17 protein-coding genes are annotated in these 17,965 nt (G+C 69.9%); 12 read left to right on the forward strand and 5 right to left on the reverse strand.

Annotated elements, in window-relative coordinates:
- Positions 1-51: 51 nt before the first annotated feature.
- The 7 genes from Q9R47_RS01060 (at position 52) to Q9R47_RS01090 (ending at position 7,177) form a co-directional block, all read left to right on the forward strand.
- Entirely contained in the window at positions 52-1,857 is a 1,806-nt protein-coding gene (locus Q9R47_RS01060; protein ID WP_311231403.1) for a peptidase M14, read from the forward strand.
- 204 nt (positions 1,858-2,061) lie between these two features.
- Entirely contained in the window at positions 2,062-3,066 is a 1,005-nt protein-coding gene (locus Q9R47_RS01065) for a TRAP transporter substrate-binding protein (RefSeq protein ID WP_311231404.1), read from the forward strand.
- A 7-nt stretch (positions 3,067-3,073) separates the two neighbouring features.
- Positions 3,074-3,607, forward strand: coding sequence for a TRAP transporter small permease (locus Q9R47_RS01070; protein ID WP_311231405.1), 534 nt, complete (start codon positions 3,074-3,076; stop codon positions 3,605-3,607).
- An 80-nt stretch (positions 3,608-3,687) separates the two neighbouring features.
- Complete coding sequence (locus Q9R47_RS01075; protein WP_311231406.1) at positions 3,688-5,001, forward strand: TRAP transporter large permease subunit; 1,314 nt, start codon at positions 3,688-3,690, stop codon at positions 4,999-5,001.
- Positions 5,002-5,040: 39 nt separating this feature from the next.
- Positions 5,041-5,421, forward strand: a complete 381-nt coding sequence (gene crcB / locus Q9R47_RS01080) for a fluoride efflux transporter CrcB (RefSeq protein ID WP_311231407.1) — start codon at positions 5,041-5,043, stop codon at positions 5,419-5,421.
- 72 nt (positions 5,422-5,493) lie between these two features.
- Positions 5,494-6,357, forward strand: a complete 864-nt coding sequence (locus Q9R47_RS01085) for a TIGR00730 family Rossman fold protein (protein ID WP_311231408.1) — start codon at positions 5,494-5,496, stop codon at positions 6,355-6,357.
- Between the two features lie 304 nt (positions 6,358-6,661).
- A complete protein-coding gene (locus Q9R47_RS01090; RefSeq protein ID WP_311231409.1) occupies positions 6,662-7,177 on the forward strand; it encodes a hypothetical protein in 516 nt (171 codons plus the stop codon).
- Between the two features lie 55 nt (positions 7,178-7,232).
- Here the strand turns inward: Q9R47_RS01090 and Q9R47_RS01095 are convergent, their stop codons facing one another.
- From Q9R47_RS01095 to pncB, 4 genes are all read right to left on the reverse strand, one after another.
- Positions 7,233-8,393, reverse strand: coding sequence for an MFS transporter (locus Q9R47_RS01095; RefSeq protein ID WP_311231410.1), 1,161 nt, complete (start codon positions 8,391-8,393; stop codon positions 7,233-7,235).
- Between the two features lies 1 nt (position 8,394).
- Positions 8,395-9,822, reverse strand: a complete 1,428-nt coding sequence (rmuC, locus tag Q9R47_RS01100; RefSeq protein WP_311231411.1) for a DNA recombination protein RmuC — start codon at positions 9,820-9,822, stop codon at positions 8,395-8,397.
- A gap of 43 nt (positions 9,823-9,865) precedes the next feature.
- Positions 9,866-10,846, reverse strand: coding sequence for a D-glycerate dehydrogenase (locus Q9R47_RS01105; protein ID WP_311231412.1), 981 nt, complete (start codon positions 10,844-10,846; stop codon positions 9,866-9,868).
- A 107-nt stretch (positions 10,847-10,953) separates the two neighbouring features.
- Entirely contained in the window at positions 10,954-12,162 is a 1,209-nt protein-coding gene (gene pncB / locus Q9R47_RS01110) for a nicotinate phosphoribosyltransferase (protein WP_311231545.1), read from the reverse strand.
- Between the two features lie 281 nt (positions 12,163-12,443).
- On the opposite strand from pncB, the gene ggt reads away from it, so the two are divergent.
- The gene (ggt, locus tag Q9R47_RS01115) at positions 12,444-14,453 is read left to right on the forward strand and encodes a gamma-glutamyltransferase (protein ID WP_311231413.1); all 2,010 of its coding nucleotides are present in this window, start codon (positions 12,444-12,446) and stop codon (positions 14,451-14,453) included.
- 108 nt (positions 14,454-14,561) lie between these two features.
- On the opposite strand, the gene Q9R47_RS01120 is transcribed toward ggt, so the two are convergent.
- Complete coding sequence (locus Q9R47_RS01120; protein ID WP_311231414.1) at positions 14,562-15,044, reverse strand: thioesterase family protein; 483 nt, start codon at positions 15,042-15,044, stop codon at positions 14,562-14,564.
- A gap of 207 nt (positions 15,045-15,251) precedes the next feature.
- Between Q9R47_RS01120 and Q9R47_RS01125 the strand changes: the two genes are divergently transcribed.
- The 4 genes from Q9R47_RS01125 (at position 15,252) to Q9R47_RS01140 (ending at position 17,960) form a co-directional block, all read left to right on the forward strand.
- Positions 15,252-15,830, forward strand: coding sequence for a phasin family protein (locus Q9R47_RS01125; RefSeq protein ID WP_311231415.1), 579 nt, complete (start codon positions 15,252-15,254; stop codon positions 15,828-15,830).
- A 232-nt stretch (positions 15,831-16,062) separates the two neighbouring features.
- Positions 16,063-16,338 carry a (2Fe-2S)-binding protein gene (locus Q9R47_RS01130; protein WP_311231416.1) on the forward strand — a complete coding sequence of 92 codons (276 nt, stop codon included), beginning with the start codon at positions 16,063-16,065 and terminating at the stop codon, positions 16,336-16,338.
- A 115-nt stretch (positions 16,339-16,453) separates the two neighbouring features.
- Entirely contained in the window at positions 16,454-17,161 is a 708-nt protein-coding gene (locus tag Q9R47_RS01135) for a TonB family protein (RefSeq protein WP_311231417.1), read from the forward strand.
- Between the two features lie 82 nt (positions 17,162-17,243).
- Positions 17,244-17,960, forward strand: coding sequence for a MotA/TolQ/ExbB proton channel family protein (locus tag Q9R47_RS01140; RefSeq protein ID WP_311231418.1), 717 nt, complete (start codon positions 17,244-17,246; stop codon positions 17,958-17,960).
- Positions 17,961-17,965 lie beyond the last annotated feature (5 nt).

Below are 17,965 nucleotides of genomic sequence, written 5' to 3' on the forward strand. Positions count from 1 at the left end.
CGCAGGGATCGTGCCCGGTGCCGCCCCCGCCTTCCGCTCTCTCCCCCTGCCATGAAACCTGCCGACCCCGCCCCCATCGGAACACTGCTGCTCGACGCCACGGAACCCCGCACGCTGGACGACTGGCTCGCGCGCTTCGCCACGCCCCAGTGGCAGGGGTGCTTCCTGGAGGGCTGGCTGTTCGAAGGCCCCGAGGCCCGGCGCGCGGCCGAGGCGCGGCTCGACGCGGCCGGTGTGCGGGCGCGGCTGCGCAGCGCCTACAAGCCGCTGGTGCACTGGTTCATCGAGGAGCTTCCCGCATGCTCCGGCGGCGAGCGCCCGGTGGCCGCCGTGGTGCGTTATCCGGTCCATCCTGGTGCGGGCGCGCAGCGTTTTCTGCTGGAAGCGTATCCGCTCGCCGCGCTGCTTCCCGGCTGCGCATTGGTCTTCGAGGCCGGTGCGGACACGCTGCACTACGAAGTCGCGCTGACCTTCGCCAGCGGTGCGCCGCAGACGCACCGGGTGTTCGCCCCGAACCAGCTGCGGCCCGATGTGCTGGGGGCGGCCCAGCTCTGCCCCACCGGCTGGCTGCGCGTGGGCCGCTCGGAAGGCGCGGGCGACCTCATCGACACCGCCCAGGCCACGGAGTTCGAGAACCTGTTCTGGCGTGCGGTGCAGGCGGTGCGATCCCATCCGTGGCCGCCGCAGGAGCCCTACTTCGAGCGGCTGGATCTGCGCGTGGACCTGCCGGGCTACGAATGCCCGCTGGACGTGCCCAACGAATGCATCAGCACCTTCGAGGCCTTGCACGAGGACCTGTACTTCGGTCTGCTCGAGTTCTTCCAGCTCCACTCGGGCCGGCCGCCCGGCGATCGCCTGCTGCAGCCGGGGCAGCTCGTGCCCGACGTCCGGCCGTGCGCTGCCGGCGCGCCGCCGCGCGTGCGCGTGGTGGCCCGGCCTTTCGACACCGCCGCGCAGGACGCCGCCGCATGGCACGACACCGATGCCGGGCAGCCGCTGGACGCCCTGGACCAGGCCCCCTCGCCGGAGCGCATCGCGCGCGAGCTGGAGCTGCTGGGCGGCGAGCCGTTCGGCGCGCACTCGCGCCAGGGCCGCGCCGTCCGGGGGCGCTACCTGCGCGGCAGCCGCGCGCCCGTGCTCGTGAGCGGGGGCCAGCATGCCAACGAGACCTCCGGGGTGGTCGGCGCGCTGCGGGCGGCCCGGGCGCTGGCGGCACAGCCGGGCGCGCACTTCGCGCTGCTGCCGCTGAAGAATCCCGACGGCTACGCACTGCACCGGGAGCTCGGGGCCCGCCACCCGAACCACATGCACCACGCCGCGCGCTACACCGCGCTGGGCGATGATCTGGAATACCGCGCGAGCGCCCCCTGGTACGAACGCGAAGCCCTGGAGCAGGGCCTGGCGCTCTCCGGTGCGCAGCTGCACCTCAACCTGCACGGCTATCCGGCCCACGAATGGACGCGCCCGCTCACCGGCTACGTTCCGCGCGGCTTCGATCTGTGGACGATCCCCAAGGGCTTCTTCCTGATCCTGCGCCACCACGCCGGATGGGAAGCCCGCGGCCGGGCCCTGCTGGAACGCGTGGCCGCCGCACTGCTGCAGGTGCCCGGCCTGCCGGAATACAACACCCGGCAGATCGCGCTCTACCAGCGCCATGCGGGCACGCTCCCGTTCGAGCGCATCGACGGGACCGCCTGCATCCAGTCGGAGGTGCAGCGCGGCGCCCCGGTCACGCTCATCACGGAATTTCCCGACGAGACCATCCACGGGGAGGACTTCCGCTTCGCACACACGGTGCAGTGCGCCGCGGTGCTGGCGGCGGAGCGGGCCTGGCAGGACATCGTGGCCGGCGCCTGACGCCGCCTGCCGGACCGCGGCCGGCCGCCCTGGCACGGGACATGCATAGCACCGGGGCGGCAGGGGGAGCATCCGGGTAGCACCCGAGGCGCCCTTGCCGGGTACCCCGCTTACATTCGATGCGCCCCCTGGCGGCCGCACCGGTGTTCGCACGGTGCCGGGCCGCACAGCCCTTCCTGGATGACCTTTCCTTCCGGAGCCCCTATGCAGCGCAGAGCCGTTCCCTTCCTCGCCCTGGCCCTGGCCGGCGTTCTTTCCGCGGCGCCGTCCGCCGCGCAGGTCCGCTGGGACCTCGCGGCCGCGTACCCGGCCAGCAACTTCCACACCGAGAATCTGGTGCAGTTCGCCAAGGACGTGGAGGCCGGGACCGGCGGCAAGCTGCGCATCACGGTGCACGCGAACGCCTCGCTTTTCAAGGCCAACGAGATCAAGCGCGCGGTCCAGGGCGGCCAGGCGCCGGCGGGCGAGATCCTGCTGCCCAATTTCGAGAACGAGAACGCCGTCTTCGGCGCGGACGGCATCCCGTTCCTCGCCACCTCGTATGCCGAGTCGCGGCGGCTGTACGAAGCCCAGAAGCCGGTGCTCGAACGCCTGCTGGGCGCGCAGGGGCTGCGCCTGCTCTACACGGTGGCCTGGCCGCCGCAGGGCATCTACAGCAAGAAGGAAATCGCCTCCGTGGCGGACCTGCGCGGCATCAAGTGGCGCGCCTACAGCCCCGCCACGGCCAAGATCGCGGAACTCATCGGCGCGCAGCCGGTCACGATCCAGGCCGCGGAACTCTCGCAGGCGATGGCCACGGGCGCGGTGGAATCGATGATGACCTCCGGCTCCACCGGCTACGACAGCAAGCTCTACGAGAGCATCAAGTATTTCTACGACACGCAGGCCTGGCTGCCGAAGAACGCGGTCATCGTGTCGCGCAAGGCCTTCGATGCGCTCGACAAGCCCGCGCAGGACGCGCTGCTCAAGGCCGCGGCGGAGGCCGAGGCGCGCGGCTGGAAGCTGAGCGCGGACAAGAACGAGTGGTACAAGAAGGCTCTCGCCGACAAGGGCATGAAGATCCTGCCGCCGCCGGCCAAGCTGACCGCCGACCTGCGCCAGGTGGGCGACGTGATGCTGGCCGACTGGCTGCGCAAGGCGGGGCCGGACGGCGAGGCCATCATCGCGGCCTACCGGAAGTCGGCGCCTGCGGCGGCCCCGGCGAAGTGAGGTGGCCGTGCGGCGCTTTCTCGACCGGCTGTACCTCGCGGCGGGCGCCCTGGGTGCCGCCTGTGTCGCGCTGATCTGCGCACTGATGATCGCCCAGAGCATCCTGCGCGAGGTGGGCGTGCGCACCGGCGCGCTCAACGACGTGGTCGCCTGGCTGTGCGCGGCCGCCGCGTTCTTCGCCATGGCCCATGCCTTCAAGCATGGCGATTTCGTGCGCGTCACCCTGCTGCTGGAAAAGCTGCCGCCCCGCGCGCGGCGCGCGTTCGAGCTGGCGGCGCTCGCCATCGGCACGGTGGCGACCGCCTACCTCGCCTGGTCCGCCTGCCTGTTCACGTACGAGAGCTGGGACTTCAACGACGTGGCCCAGGGCCTGCTGCCGCTGCCGATGTGGATTCCCCAGATGAGTTTCGCGATCGGTTCGGTGCTGCTGCTCGTGGCCGTGCTGGACGAATTCCTGATCGTGCTGCGCGGCGGCACGCCGAGCTTCGTGCGCGCCGTCGAGGAACGCCACGCGCGCGGCGATTTCTCCGCCGACATCTGAGGCGTGCTCCTTCGCCCGCCCCGCCACCGTTTACCGGAACCCGAGCCTGCGCCGCCGCGCGCGGCAGAAAGACCTGTGCCATGGACATCCTGATGGTGGGCGGCATCCTGCTGCTGCTGATGATCGTGCTGCTCGCGGGCGGCGTCTGGATCGCGATGACGCTGGCCATCTGCGGCTGGGTGGGCCAGGCCTTCTTCACCAGCACCCAGCCCGGCAAGAACCTGTTCTCGGCCTTCTGGGAGAGCAATGCGAGCTGGGAGCTGGCCGCGCTGCCGCTCTTCATCTGGATGGGCGAGATCCTGTTCCGCACGCGGCTCAGCGAGGAGATGTTCGAAGGGCTGCGGCCGTGGCTCAACCGGGTGCCGGGCCGGCTGATGCACACCACCATCCTGGGCTGCGGCATCTTCGGCTCGGTATCGGGTTCCTCGGCCGCCACCTGCGCCACCATCAGCAAGGTCGCCCTGCCGGAACTGCTGCGGCGCGGCTACGACGAGCGGCTGGCGCTCGGCTCGCTGGCCACGGCCGGCACGCTGGGCATCCTCATCCCGCCCTCCATCACCATGGTGGTGTACGCGGTGGCCGCCGACGCCTCCATCATCCGCATCTTCCTGGCGGGCTTCCTGCCGGGGCTGCTGCTCATGCTGCTGTTCTCGGGCTACATCGGCTGGTGGAGCCTGCGGCATCCCGACCGGGTGCCCGCGGCGGATCCGCCCACCACGCTGCGCGAGAAGATCCGGCAGTCGGGCCACCTCATCCCCGTCACGGCGCTGATCGTGTTCATCGTCTGGGTGCTGGTCGCGGGTTATGCCACGGCCACCGAATGCGCGGCCTTCGGCGTGGCGGGATCGCTGGGGCTGGCCCTCTGGAGCCGGTCGCTGACCTGGAAGAATTTCTCCGAGGGGCTGATGGGCGCGACGCGCACCAGCTGCATGATCATGTTCATCCTGGCGGGCGCGGCCTTCCTCACCAAGACCATGGCCTTCACCGGCATACCGCGCGAGCTCGCGGAATGGGTGGAATCCATGCAGCTGCCGCCCTATGCCCTGATCGCGGTGCTGACGGTGGTCTATCTGGTGCTGGGCACGGCGCTCGACGGCATCAGCATGATCGTGCTCACCAGCGCCGTGGTGCTGCCGATGATCCAGAAGGCCGGTTTCGATCTGGTGTGGTTCGGCATCTTCATCGTGCTGCTGGTGGAGATCGCCGAGGTCACGCCGCCGGTCGGGTTCAACCTCTTCGTGCTGCAGAACATGACGGGCAAGGACAGCAACACCATCGCCCGCGCCGCCATTCCGTTCTTCATCTGCCTGGTGGTCTGCATCGCGCTGATCACCCTGTTCCCGCAGATCGTCACCGTGCTGCCCGACCTGGTGATGGGCAAGGACGGCGGATGAGCTTCCGGCACGCCCGCGCGTGCTGAGATACTCCAGGGCATGCTGCTGAATATCGCCGTCATCTGTCTGGCCGCCTGCGTCGGCGCCCTGATGCGCTGGGGCTTCGCGCTCTGGCTGAATCCGGGCGGGCTGATCCCCTGGGGCACGCTGGCCGTGAACCTCATCGGCGGGTACTGCATCGGCATCGCGCTGGCGGTGTTCACCAGCCGGCCCGACATCGATCCCGCCTGGCGCCTGCTGGTCATCACCGGGTTCCTCGGTACGCTCACCACGTTCTCCAGCTTTTCGGGCGAGGTGGTGACCATGCTGATGCAGCAGCGCTTCGGGCTGGCGTTCGGCACCATCGCGCTGCACCTGGGCGGCTCGCTGGCCCTCACCTGGGCCGGCATGCGCACGGCACTGTGGTGGCTCGCCCGCTGACCTGTCGCACACTCGCCACTGTCCCCCGGCACGGCCACGGCCGTGCCATCTTTCCCCCGCACCATCGCATCCATGGAATCCAACACCGAACTCAACGAAAGCCGGCTGGCCAACGCCTGGGCCGAGCTGCACAACCATGCCGTGAACGGCAACCCGCTGCACGCGGACGCCTACCGGCTCGCCTTCGCCGACCCGGAATTCATGCTGCGCCGCGAAACCCGCGGCATCCGCTTCCAGCTGGAGATGCTCAAGCCCGACCTCGGGCAGACGGCCCAGGGCATCCAGAACACCGTGGTGGTGTACGGCAGCGCGCGCTTCCTGGCGCCCGAAGACGCCGCGCAGCAGCTGGCCGATGCCGAGGCCAGCGGCGACGCGGACCGCACCGCCCGCGCCCGCCTGGCCGTGCGCAATGCCCGCTACTACGACCTCGCCCGCCGCTTCGCCCGCGTCGTGGCCGATCACAGCCAGCAGCTGCCGCCTTCCGACCGCATCTACATCTGCACCGGCGGCGGCCCGGGCATCATGGAAGCCGCCAACCGCGGCGCACACGAGGCCGGCGCGCTCAACGTGGGCCTGAACATCGCCCTGCCCCATGAGCAGAGCGGCAACCGCTACATCTCGCCCTCGCTCTCCTTCAAGTTCCACTACTTCGCGCTGCGCAAGATGCACTTCATGATGCGCGCGAAGGCCCTGGTCGCCTTCCCCGGCGGATTCGGCACGCTCGACGAGCTGTTCGAGGTGCTCACGCTGGTGCAGACCGGCAAGGCCAAGCCGGTGCCGATCGTGCTGTTCGGCACCGAGTTCTGGAAGAGCGTGGTGAACTTCGAGGCGCTGGTGGAGCAGGGCACGATCTCGGCGGCCGACCTCAACCTCTTCCGCTACACGGACGATCCCGAAGAGGCCTGGAGCTTCATCAAGGCGTTCTACAAGCTGTGACGGCGGGCTGAGAGGGTCGCTGGAAGGCATCTGTCCGGCGACGCGCGCGCCTACCGGTGTTCGCAAGGCACGCGCCCACTTCGCCTGGCGCGTTCCGCGGCTCCGCGGCGCCGCGAAAAATGGAGGCAATCCACTCCATTCCAGAAAGCCGTCCATGCGCCGCATCTCCAGTCACGCAGCCAGTACGTCCCACGCCAGCTCGCCGAGCGGCGACGACTCCGACACCTCTCCGCCCCGGGCACGGCCGAGCGCCCGGCACGATGCCCCCGAAGGTCTTCCGCAGCGTGGGGCCGCCGGCTTCCGCATGCCCTCGACCCGCTCGATACTCCACCATACCTACACCACCACGGCCATCGGATTGATGGCGACGGGGGCCCACCAAGCCGTGACCAATGAGCGGCGCGGAAACGGAACCGCTGCGGCGCAGGGCGCCCATATTGCGCAAGCGGGCTTCACCATGTTGGCAGGGCGCTCGATCGCCGTCCTGGCAGCTCCCCTGCTGCAGGAAGCCATCGCGGCAATCAGACAGATGTTCGCTCCGCAAATCGACAGGAACCTGCTTCTTGGGGCGCTGAACCACGTCGCCGCCACCTCGGAAGACGACCCCGACGACATGACCAATGTGACCGGGCGCCATACCCAGCAGGTGGTCGATCACCTTGCCGACCTGGCGGACGGAGTCGCTGACCAGCGCGTGGTGAACGTGGCCTACAGGGCCCATAGTTCCAGGGAACTGGTACATCTGCTGCTCGGCCTGGTCAGGGGAGACGATGGCCAGCCGGTGCTTTCCGCCCGTGCGACCTCGTCCAGCCATCGCTGAAGGATTCGCGGCGGCGCCCCCCGGGCACGGGCCCTGGTGCCCGTGCGGCCTCGCCCTACTGCCCCAGCCTGGCGGCAGTCCGCGACCCCATCCCCACGACGCCCCCCACCAACCAGAACAGCCCCGCCACCCCGATCAGCGCGCCGGCCGAGCCGAACAGCACGGGCATGGCGACGCTGGACGCATTGATCGCCATCAGGCGCAGGCCCAGGGCCTCGCCATGGCGGTGGTGCGGCGTGATCTGGTGCAGCATGCTCATGATCATCGGCTGCACCGAGCCGAGCGCGAAGCCCAGCAGCACCGAGCACAGGCCGAGCGCCCAGGCGGTCGGCAGCAGCGGATAGACCGCGAACAGCAGGGCCGTCGCCACCATGGCCCAGGTGACCACGGCCGCCTCCCTGAGCCGCGCGGCCACCAGCGGCATGAGGATGCGGATCGCCGCCGCGGCGATGGCGAACGCGCCGAGGATGGAACCGATCACCGAGGCGGACAGGCCCCGTTCGTGACCGAGCAGCGGCACCACGAAGGTGTGCACGTCCCAGCAGGACGACAGCAGCCAGTTCACGAGCAGCAACCGGCGGAAGCCGGCATCGCCCAGCAGGTCCCAGGCGCGCGGCCGGGTGCCGCCTGCGGGCGCGATGATCGGCGGAAGCTCCACCGTGGCGCGCACCCAGAACCACGTCGCCACGGGCAGCAGCGCGGTGAGCGCGAAGGCCGCCCGGTAACCCGTGGTGCTGCCGGGCGCGGCGCCCGCATGGTCGATCAGCAGCCCGGCGAAGAACGGCCCCACGAAGTTCGATACGGCCGGGCCGATGGCCAGCCAGCTGAACACCCGCCGCAACTGCTCGGAATCGTGCGCCGCGCGGCCGACGTGGCGCTGCAGCGCGATCATGGCCGCGCCCGAGGCCCCACCCGTCATCAGCGCCGCCACGCACAGCATCGGGAACACCGGCCACAGCAGCGCGCCCGCGGCGCCGGCCGACGCCACGCCCACGGCCCAGCCCACCGGGCGCTTCAATCCGTGGCGGTCGGCATAGCGGCCCGCGGGCAGCGAGAGGAACACCTGCGTGAGCGCGAACAGCGCCAGCAGCGCGCCCACGGCCGCGGGGCTGTAGCCCTCGCGCAGCGCCAGCAGCGGCGCCGCGAGGCGCATGCCCGTCATGCTGGCGTGAATGCACACCTGGCCGGCGATCAGCCGCGCGAGGGCCGTGTCCATCTCAGGCGCCCTCCTCCTTCGCGCCGGCACCCTGCGGCGCACCGAGCGCAGCGGCGGCCTCGTCCTTCGGTGCCGGCAGCTCCTGCACGTCGCGCAGCCGCTTCTGGATGGCGCGCGTGCGCACGCCCACCTCGTCGAAGCGCTTGGCCGCGGCGTCGATCGACTTGCGCGTGGCCTCCACCACGTCGCCGAACTTGGCGAACTCGGTCTTCACCGCGCCGAGCAGGCCCCAGACCTCGGACGAGCGCTTCTCGATCGCCAGCGTCTTGAAGCCCATCTGCAGGCTGCTGAGCATCGCCGCGAGGTTCGCGGGCCCGGTCACCATCACGCGGCATTCGCCCTGCAGCGCCTCCACCAGCCCCGGGCGGCGGATCACCTCGGCGAACAGGCCCTCGGTCGGCAGGTACAGCACGGCGAAGTCGGTGGTGTGCGGCGGCGAGACGTACTTGGACGCGATCTTGCGCGCCTCCAGCCGCACCGCGGCCTCCAGCGCATTGCCCGCCGCCACGATCGCGGGCTTGTCGGCCGTGTCGTGCGCATCCAGCAGGCGCTGGTACGACTCCACGGGAAACTTCGCATCGATCGGCAGCCAGACGGGCTCATCCTGGCCGCGGCCCGGCAGCCGGATCGCGAACTCCACGAGCTCGTCGCTGCCCGGCACGGTCTTGACGTTGCGCGCGTACTGCTCGGGCGCGAGCACGTTCTCGATGATGGCGCCGAGCTGCAGCTCGCCCCAGGTGCCGCGCGTCTTCACGTTGGTCATCACGCGCTTGAGGTCGCCCACGCTGCCGGCGAGCGTCTGCATCTCGCCCAGCCCGCGGTGCACCTGCTCCAGCCGGTCGCTCACCAGCTTGAAGGATTCACCCAGCCGCTGCTCCAGCGTCGCGTGCAGCTTCTCGTCCACCGTGCGGCGCATGTCCTCCAGGCGGGCGGCGTTGTCGGCCTGGATGGCGGACAGGCGCTCGTGCAGCGTGCCGCGCATCGATTCCGAGGTCTGCGACATCTCCGCCCGGAACGCGCCGAGCGCATCGGCCAGTTCGCGGCGCGCGACCGCGGCGTCGGCCTGCACCTGGGCCATGCGCTGGCCCAGGCGCGCCTCGAAGGCATCGAAGCCTTCGCGCAGCTCCGCACGGCCCGAACGCGCATCGTGCACCGCCTGCGCGAGCCGCTCGTCCAGCGCCACGCGCTGGCCTTCGAGGTGGGCCTGCGTGGCATGGGTGAAGCCGCGCAGCTGCTGCGCCATGCCCTCCAGCGCGCCATCGTTCTTGGCGACGGCGAGCTGCGTGGCCTGCGCCACCTGCTCCAGGCGCTGCAGGCGCACGGCCCACTCGGGAGGAAGCTCCAGGCGGGGGCTGCGCAGCAGCAGCATTCCCAGGAGCACGATGGCGACCACGAGCATCGCGATCACCACCAGCCATTCGATCGACATGGAACTCCAGACGTTTCGGTTGCTATGCGGTCAGTGGAAGAAATCAGCGGGGCTGGGGTGTGTTCACGGGCGTGAGCGGGCCGCGGCCGTCGAAGAACGCGATCAGGTTGTCGGCCGCGAGGTTCGCCATGGCGCGGCGCGTGGGCACCGTCGCGCTCGCGATGTGGGGCGTGAGCACCACGTTCGGCACCGTGAGCAGGTCCGGATGCACCTTGGGCTCGCCCTCGAACACGTCCAGGCCCGCCGCGGCGATGCGCCGCTCACGCAGCGCCTGCGCCAGCGCCGCGTCGTCCACGATGCCGCCGCGCGCGATGTTGACCAGGTTCGCCGTGGGCTTCATCTGCGCGAGTTCGGCCGCGCCGATGGCGTGGTGCGATTCGGCCGTGTAGGGCAGCACCAGCACGAGGTGGTCGGCCTCGCGCAGCAGCTCTTCCTTGGAGACGTACCGGGCCTTGCATTCGGCCTCCAGCTGCGGCGAGAGCCGAGAGCGGTTGTGGTAGATCACGTTCATGCCGAAGCCGTGGGCGCCTCGGCGCGCGATGCCCTGGCCGATGCGCCCCATGCCGAGGATGCCCAGCGTGGAGCCGTGCACGTCGGAGCCCGCGAACATGTCGTAGCTCCACTTGTTCCACCGGCCTTCGCGCAGGTAGATCTCGCTCTCGGTCACGCGCCGCGCGGTGGCCATGAGCAGCGCGAAGCCGAAGTCCGCCGTGGTTTCGGTCAGCACGTCGGGCGTGTTGGTGGCCTGCACGCCCGCGGCGGTGAGCGCATCCACGTCGAAGTTGTTGTAGCCCACGGCCATGTTGGCGACGATGCGCAGGCGCGGGCAGGCCGCGACCAGCGCCGCGTCGATGCGCTGGCTGCCCGTGGTGAGGGCACCGTCCTTGTCGGCGAGGCGCTCGGCCAGTTCGGCCGGGCTCCAGATCACGTCGTCCGGGTTCGCCTCCACCTCGAAGTGCCCGGCGAGGCGGTTCACCACGTCGGGGAAGATGGCGCGGGCGACGAGGATGCGGGGTCGGGTCATGGGGCGAAGTTCCTGGTGGGCTGGGGAAAACGAAGGGCGGAAGAGGGAAGCGTGCCGCGGCGCCGCGGGCGCCGGCAGCGGTGCGCGCGGACGGGCGCCGCCGGGGCTCAGGCCGGGGCGGGTATCTCGAACACCTGCCGGAGGTAGGCGAGGTATTTCTCGTCGTCGCACATGCCCTTGCCGGGCGTGTCGGAGAGCTTGGCCACGGGCTGGCCGTTGCAGCGCGTCATCTTGATCACGATCTGCAGCGGCTCGCAGCCCAGGTCGTTGGTGAGGTTGGTGCCGATGCCGAACGCCAGCTGGCAGCGGCCGTGGAACTGCCGGAACAGCTCGATCGTGCGCGGCACCGTGAGCGCGTCGCTGAAGATCAGCGTCTTGGTCAGCGGATCGACGCGGTTGCGGCGATAGTGCTCCAGCAGCCGCTCGCCCCAGGCGAACGGATCGCCGCTGTCGTGCCGCGCGCCGTCGAACAGCTTGCAGAAGTACAGGTCGAAATCGCGCAGGAAGGCGCTCATGCCGTAGACGTCCGACAGCGCGATGCCGAGATCGCCGCGGTACTCGCGCGCCCACATCTCGAAGCCGTAGATCTGGCTGTCGCGCAGCCGCGGCCCCAGCGCCTGGCAGGCCTGCAGGTATTCGTGGGCCATGGTGCCGAGCGGCGTCATGCCGAGCTTCATCGCATAGAGCACGTTGCTGGTGCCCGCGAACTGGCCCGCCCCTGCGCGCCCGTCGGGGCGGCGGTCGCCGGTGCCCAGGCGCGCGAGCAGCACTCGCAGCACCTCTTCGTGCCAGGCGCGGCTGAAGCGGCGGCGGGTGCCGTAGTCGGCGATCTTCAGCTCGCCCAGCCCGTCCGCCTGCAGTTGCGCGATCTTCGTCTCCAGCCGGCGGCGGCCCTCGGGGAAATCCGGCACCTTCTGCGTGTTGCGGAAGTACACCTCGTTGACGATCGCCAGCACCGGGATCTCGAACAGGATGGTGTGCAGCCACGGCCCGGCGATGTGGATGTCGATCTCCCCGCTGGGCAGCGGCGTGACGGTGATGTACTTCTCGTTGAGCCGGAACAGGCCGAGGAAGTCCACGAAATCGCTCTTCACGAAGCGCAGCGAACGCAGGTACATCAGCTCGGCGTCCTGGAACTGCAGGCTGCACAGCGACCGGATCTCGTCGCGGATCTCCGCCACATAGGGGGCGAGCTGCACGCCCGGATTGCGGCAGCGGAACCGGTATTCCACCTGCGCCCCGGGAAACTGGTGCAGCACGACCTGCATCATGGTGAACTTGTACAGGTCGGTATCGAGCAGGCTGGTGATGATCATGTCGGAGGCATCGGCGCGCGGCATGGCGACGGACCATGGCGCGGAACGGAAAGCGGCAGGTGGCGCGAAGCATTGTGGCACCAAGCGCGACCTCGCGCGCGGCAGCGGTCACGCACGGCCGCGCTGCGCTGCCGCGGGCGATGCGCGCGATTCCACGATGCGGGCCGAATGCTCCTGTCCGCGCTACCCGAAGCCCCTCGGGAGGCATATGCTTGCACCGCGCCCGGGCACGCAGCGGCCCCGGCGCGCCTTCCCTTCCCTCATTCAGAAAGCGATTCCGGATGCACACCTTCGGCAAGCTCCACGCGCCCCCCTCTGCCCGCCCCGCCTGGGGCCTCACCGCCGTGCTGACCGCCGCGCTGCTCGCGCTCGCGGGCTGCGGCGGCAACAGCGACGGCCTCGCGACGCTGCCCGAGCAGGACGCCAATGCCTGCGCGGTCTCCAGCGACAGCGGCCTGGTCACCGTCGGCTCGGGCCTGCCCGGCGATCCCGCGGCGCCGGAACCCGCGTCGGGCTACCGCGTCGGCAAGACCGCCGTGTACGCCAAGCGGTACATGGTCGCCACCGCGAACCCGCTCGCCTCGCGCGCGGGCTGCGAGGTGCTGAAGAAGGGCGGCTCGGCCGTGGACGCGGCCGTGGCCGTGCAGATGGTGCTGGGCCTCGTGGAGCCGCAGTCCTCGGGCATCGGCGGCGGAGCCTTCATGCTCCACTACGACGCCGCGCAAAAGAAGGTGCAGGCCTATGACGGCCGCGAGACCGCGCCCGCGGCCGCCAACGAAAACTACCTGCGCTGGGTGAGCGACACCGACCGCACCACGCCCCAGCCGGGCGGCGCACGCGCCAGCGGCCGCTCGATCGGCACGCCGGGCGCCGTGCGCATGCTCGAGATGGCGCACCGCGACTACGGCAGGCTCGCCTGGGGCGACCTGTTCCAGCCGGCAGTGCAGCTCGCGCGCGACGGCTTCCGCATCAGCGGCCGCATGGCCGCCGCGATTTCCGGTTCCGCCTCCGGCCTCTCGCGCGATTCCGAGGCCGTCGCCTATTTCTTCAATGCCGACGGCACGCCCAAGGCCCTGGGCACGGTGCTGAAGAACCCCGCCTATGCCGACACGCTGTCGTCCATCGCCGGCGGCGGCGCCGATGCCTTCTACAGCGGGCCCATCGCCCGGGGCATCGTCGACAAGATCAAGACCACCAGCGGCGGCTCGCCGGCCGTGGCGATCACCCCCGGCCTCACGGAGGTGAGCGACCTGGCCAACTACCGCGCGAAGCGCCGCGACCCGGTCTGCACCACCTATCGCGACTACTGGGTGTGCGGCATGTCGCCACCGTCCTCGGGCGGCATCGCCGTGGCCTCGGCGCTCGGCATCCTGGAGAACTTCGACCTTGCTCAATACAAGCCCACGGCCATCGACATCGAGGGCGGCAAGCCCACGGTGATGGGCGTGCACCTCGTGAGCGAAGCCGAACGCCTCGCCTATGCCGACCGCGACAAGTACGTGGCCGACACCGACTTCGTCCCGCTGCCGGGCGGCTCCCCCGCGCGCATGCTGGACAAGGGCTACCTGCGCACCCGTGCGAACCTGATCAGCACCACGCGCAGCATGGGCACGGCCACGGCCGGCGACTTCGGCACGGGTGCGGCGGGCGTGGTGCCCGTCGAGGAGCGCGGCACGACCCACTTCACCATCGTGGACCGCAACGGCAACGCCGTGGTCATGACCACGACGGTGGAGGCCAGCATGGGTTCGTTCCACATGACGCAGGGCTTCCTGCTGAACAACCAGCTTACGGACTTCTCCGCCACGCCCACCGACGCCTCCGGCGCGCCGGTGGCCAACCGCGTCGAGCCCGGCAAGCGCCCGCGCAGCTCCATGGCCCCGACCCTGGTGTTCCGCAAGGCCACCGACGGGAGCATGGGCGACTTCGTGATGGGCACCGGCTCGCCCGGCGGCGGCACGATCATCCAGTACGTGGTGAAGACCGTGGTCGGCGCGCTCGACTGGGGCCTCGATGCGCAGCAGGCGACCTCGCTGGTGGACTTCGGCGCCAGCAACAGCGCCACCACCTCGGTGGGCGGCGAGCACCCGAACGTCAACACGGCGAACAACGGCAACGACGACCCGCTGATCACCGGTCTGCGTGCGCTGGGCCATACGGTCTCGACCTCGGCGCAGTCGAGCGGCACCGCGACGATCCTGCGGGTGAACCGCAACGGCGCGAGCGTGCTGCAGGGCGGCGCCGATCCGCGGCGCGAAGGCGTCGTGCTGGGCGACACCTTCAAGCCCTGAAGGCGGGCGGGAAACCGCCCGGACCGGCCCCCGCCCCCGTGGGGCGGGGTACACGCGGGCCACGGCCGGGCACGTCCCCGGCCGGGCAGGCCCGCCCGGATGGCCGGACTACGCGCCGGACGGCTCCCGGCGCAGCGGCTCCAGCGCACGGCGCAACGCCTCCGGCAGCGGGCGCGGGCGCCGGTCCGCGCGGTCCACGTACACGTGCACGAAGTGGCCCGCCGCGGCGCACAGCGGTTCACCGCGCGCGAACAGGCCCACCTCGTAACGCACGCTGCTGCCGCCCAGCCGCGCCACGCGGATGCCGGCTTCCACGGTCTGCGGGAAGGCCAGCGGCGCGAAGTAGTTGCACTGCGTCTCGACCACGAGCCCGATCGTGTCGCCACCGTGGATGTCGAGCGCGCCCTGCTCTATCAGATAGGCGTTCACGGCGGTGTCGAACCAGCTGTAGTAGACGACGTTGTTGACGTGCCCGTAGACGTCGTTGTCCGCCCAGCGGGTCGTGATGTCGCGGAAGACGGGGTAGCCGGCACGCGGCTCGGGAGCGCGCCGGGGCGCAGCGGCGGGGGCGGAAGGCGTGGCGTGGGTCATGCGGAAGATTCTGCCAGCGGGCCGCGTGGAGGCCCGTCACCGGCCGGACCTGCGTTTTTGGAGCCCCGCCTCTAAAAATGCTGCATTGCAGCAAAAGGGCTTGCATACCTGCAGGAAGACCCTAAAATTCATCTCATGCTGCACTGCAACATCCAATGAAGCGGCGCGGTTCAGTCCAGCCATCTTTTACTTCCTGAGGAGATATCCATGTCCCTGACCCCTGAACAAGTGATCGCCGCCCAGAAGGCCCATCTGGAGACCCTGTTCGGCCTCACGAACAAGGCCTTCGAAGGCATGGAAAAGCTGGTCGAACTGAACGTGACGGCATCGCGCGCCACCCTGTCCGAAGCCGCTGCGCACACCCAGGCCCTGCTGTCCGTGAAGGACGCCCAGGAACTGCTGTCGCTGCAGGCCGCCTTCTTCCAGCCCCTGGCCGAGAAGACCGCCGCCTACAGCCGCCACCTGTACGACATCGCCTCGGGCACCAGCGCCGAATTCGGCCGCGCCTTCGAAGCCCAGGCCGCTGAAGCGCAGCGCAATCTCAGCAACATCGTGGACACCGCCGCCCGCAACGCACCTGCCGGCACCGAAACCGGCGTGGCCGTGTTCAAGAGCGCCGTCTCCGCCGCCAACAACGCCTTCGAAACCGTCCAGAAGGCCGTGAAGCAGGCCAGCGACGTGGCCGGTGCCAACTTCAACGCCGTGGCCAACACGGCCGCCAGCAACGCTGCCACGGCCACGAACGCCGCGGCGGCTGCCGCCGACGCTGCTGCACGCAAGCGTTGAGCACAGACCCGTTGTCTCCTTGGATCCTCGGGCTCGCGTTCCTGGATCCATTCAAAGCCCGGCAGTGCCGGGCTTTTTTTTTGGCTGTCGGATACCCGGGGCTTGCGGGGTTCCAGGCTGCGGGAGGCAGTGCGGGGGAACCATCCGGCGAAGCCTGCGTCGAAAGGATTGCAAATGCGATGAATTCGCATTTATAATGGTTCATCGCCAACCGACTGAACGCCACTGCCCCATGATCGTCTGTGTATGCCGCCGGGTTTCCGACCGGGAGATCGCACGCCACGCGCATGCGGGTTTGAGTTTCGACGAAATCCAGTTCGAACTCGGTGTGGCCACCCAGTGCGGCCGCTGCGAATCCTGCGCGCGCGACGTCGTGGCCCGCTGCGGTGGCGGGCAGCAGGTGGCGGCGATCCACAAGGAAGAAGCCGTGCCGCAGCCGATCCAGCTGGCACCGTCCATTCTGGAGAGCAAGGCATGGAACTGCTCTGCATCCTCGCTGGCAGCCTGATCTTCGTTCTGGGATCCATGTGGTGGATCTTCCGTAAATAATCTCTCCCTTTCTGCTCAGCCGTTGGGCGCGCTGGTGCCGCGGCACCGCCCGGACGCCGGCAGACCTTTTTCCTATGTCCCAGTTTGATCGCTATGGCTCCTCCGGGGGCGTGAGCCGCAATGCGGTGATCGCAGGCTCGGTCGTGCTCCTGCACGTCGCCGGCCTGTGGGCACTGCAGTCCGGCCTGGTGCGCAAGGCCGCCGAAATCATCGTTCCCGCGGAAGTCCTGAGCGAGTTCATCACGCCGCCCGCGCCTCCGGCCCCGCCGGTGCCCCCGCCTCCGCCGCCCCCGAAGCCGGCACCGCCTCCGCCCAAGCCCGCGCCGCGCGCCCCCGCGCCCCGCCCCGCGCCGATGCCGTTGGCCGTGCCCGATCCCGCGCCCGCGCCCAATGCGCCCGTGGGCATCACCGAGCCGCAGCCCCCCGCGCCGCCGATCGCCGCACCCCAGGCGCCGCCGGCGCCGCCCCCGGCACCGCCCGCCCCGCCGGCGCCGCCGAAGATCGAGCTGCCGTCCAGCGACGCCGCCTACCTGAACAACCCCAAGCCCACCTACCCCGCGATCAGCCGCCGGCTGGGCGAGCAGGGCAAGGTCGTGCTGCGCGTGCTGATCGGCACCGACGGCCAACCCCAGAAGGTGGAAATCAACAAGTCCAGCGGCTACGAGCGGCTGGACCGGCAGGCCGTGGACGCGGTCATGCGCTGGAAATTCGTGCCCGGAAAGCGCAACGGCGTGCCCGAGACCATGTGGAACCTCGTCCCGGTCAATTTCGTTCTCGAATAAGCGGCCGTGGAGCCTTCCGGTGCCCCGGCGGTTTCCGGCGTACCCACCCGTTCTCAAATCCTCTACAGCTTCAGGAGTTCTCATGGAATCGCATTTCGGCATCGCCAACGTCTGGGTCCAGGGTGATTTCGTCACCCGGGCCGTCGCCGTGCTGCTGCTCGGCATGTCCCTCGCCTCGTGGATCGTGATCCTCATCAAGGCGCTGGACATCGTCAAATTCAAGAAGCACGCCCGGGCGGCGCGCGATTTCTGGCACAGCGAGGACTTCGCGGCCGGCATGGACAAGCTCGGCAACGATGCCGACAACCCGTTCCGCCACCTGGCGCTCGAAGGCCGCGAAGCCACCGCCCACCACCGCAACACCAAGGCCCATCTGCACGACAGCCTGGACGTGAGCGACTGGATCACGCGCAGCCTGCGCAACACCATCGACGAATTCACCGCGCGGCTGCAGTCGGGCCTCGCGATCCTGGCCTCGGTCGGCTCCACGGCGCCGTTCATCGGCCTGTTCGGCACGGTCTGGGGCATCTACCACGCGCTGGTGGCGATCGGCACCTCGGGCCAGTCCACGATCGACAAGGTGGCCGGGCCGATCGGCGAGGCGCTCATCATGACGGCGCTGGGCCTGGCGGTCGCCATCCCGGCCGTGCTGGGCTACAACGCGCTGGTGCGGGGCAACAAGTCGATCCTGAACGGCCTGAACAGCTTCGCGCACGACCTGCATGCCTACTTCGTGACCGGCGCCCGCGTCAGCGCACCCGCCGACCAGGCCAAGGTCCTGCCCATCAAGAAAGGCTGATGCGC

The organism is Acidovorax sp. PRC11, from assembly GCF_031844105.1.
GTDB lineage: Bacteria > Pseudomonadota > Gammaproteobacteria > Burkholderiales > Burkholderiaceae_C > Paracidovorax.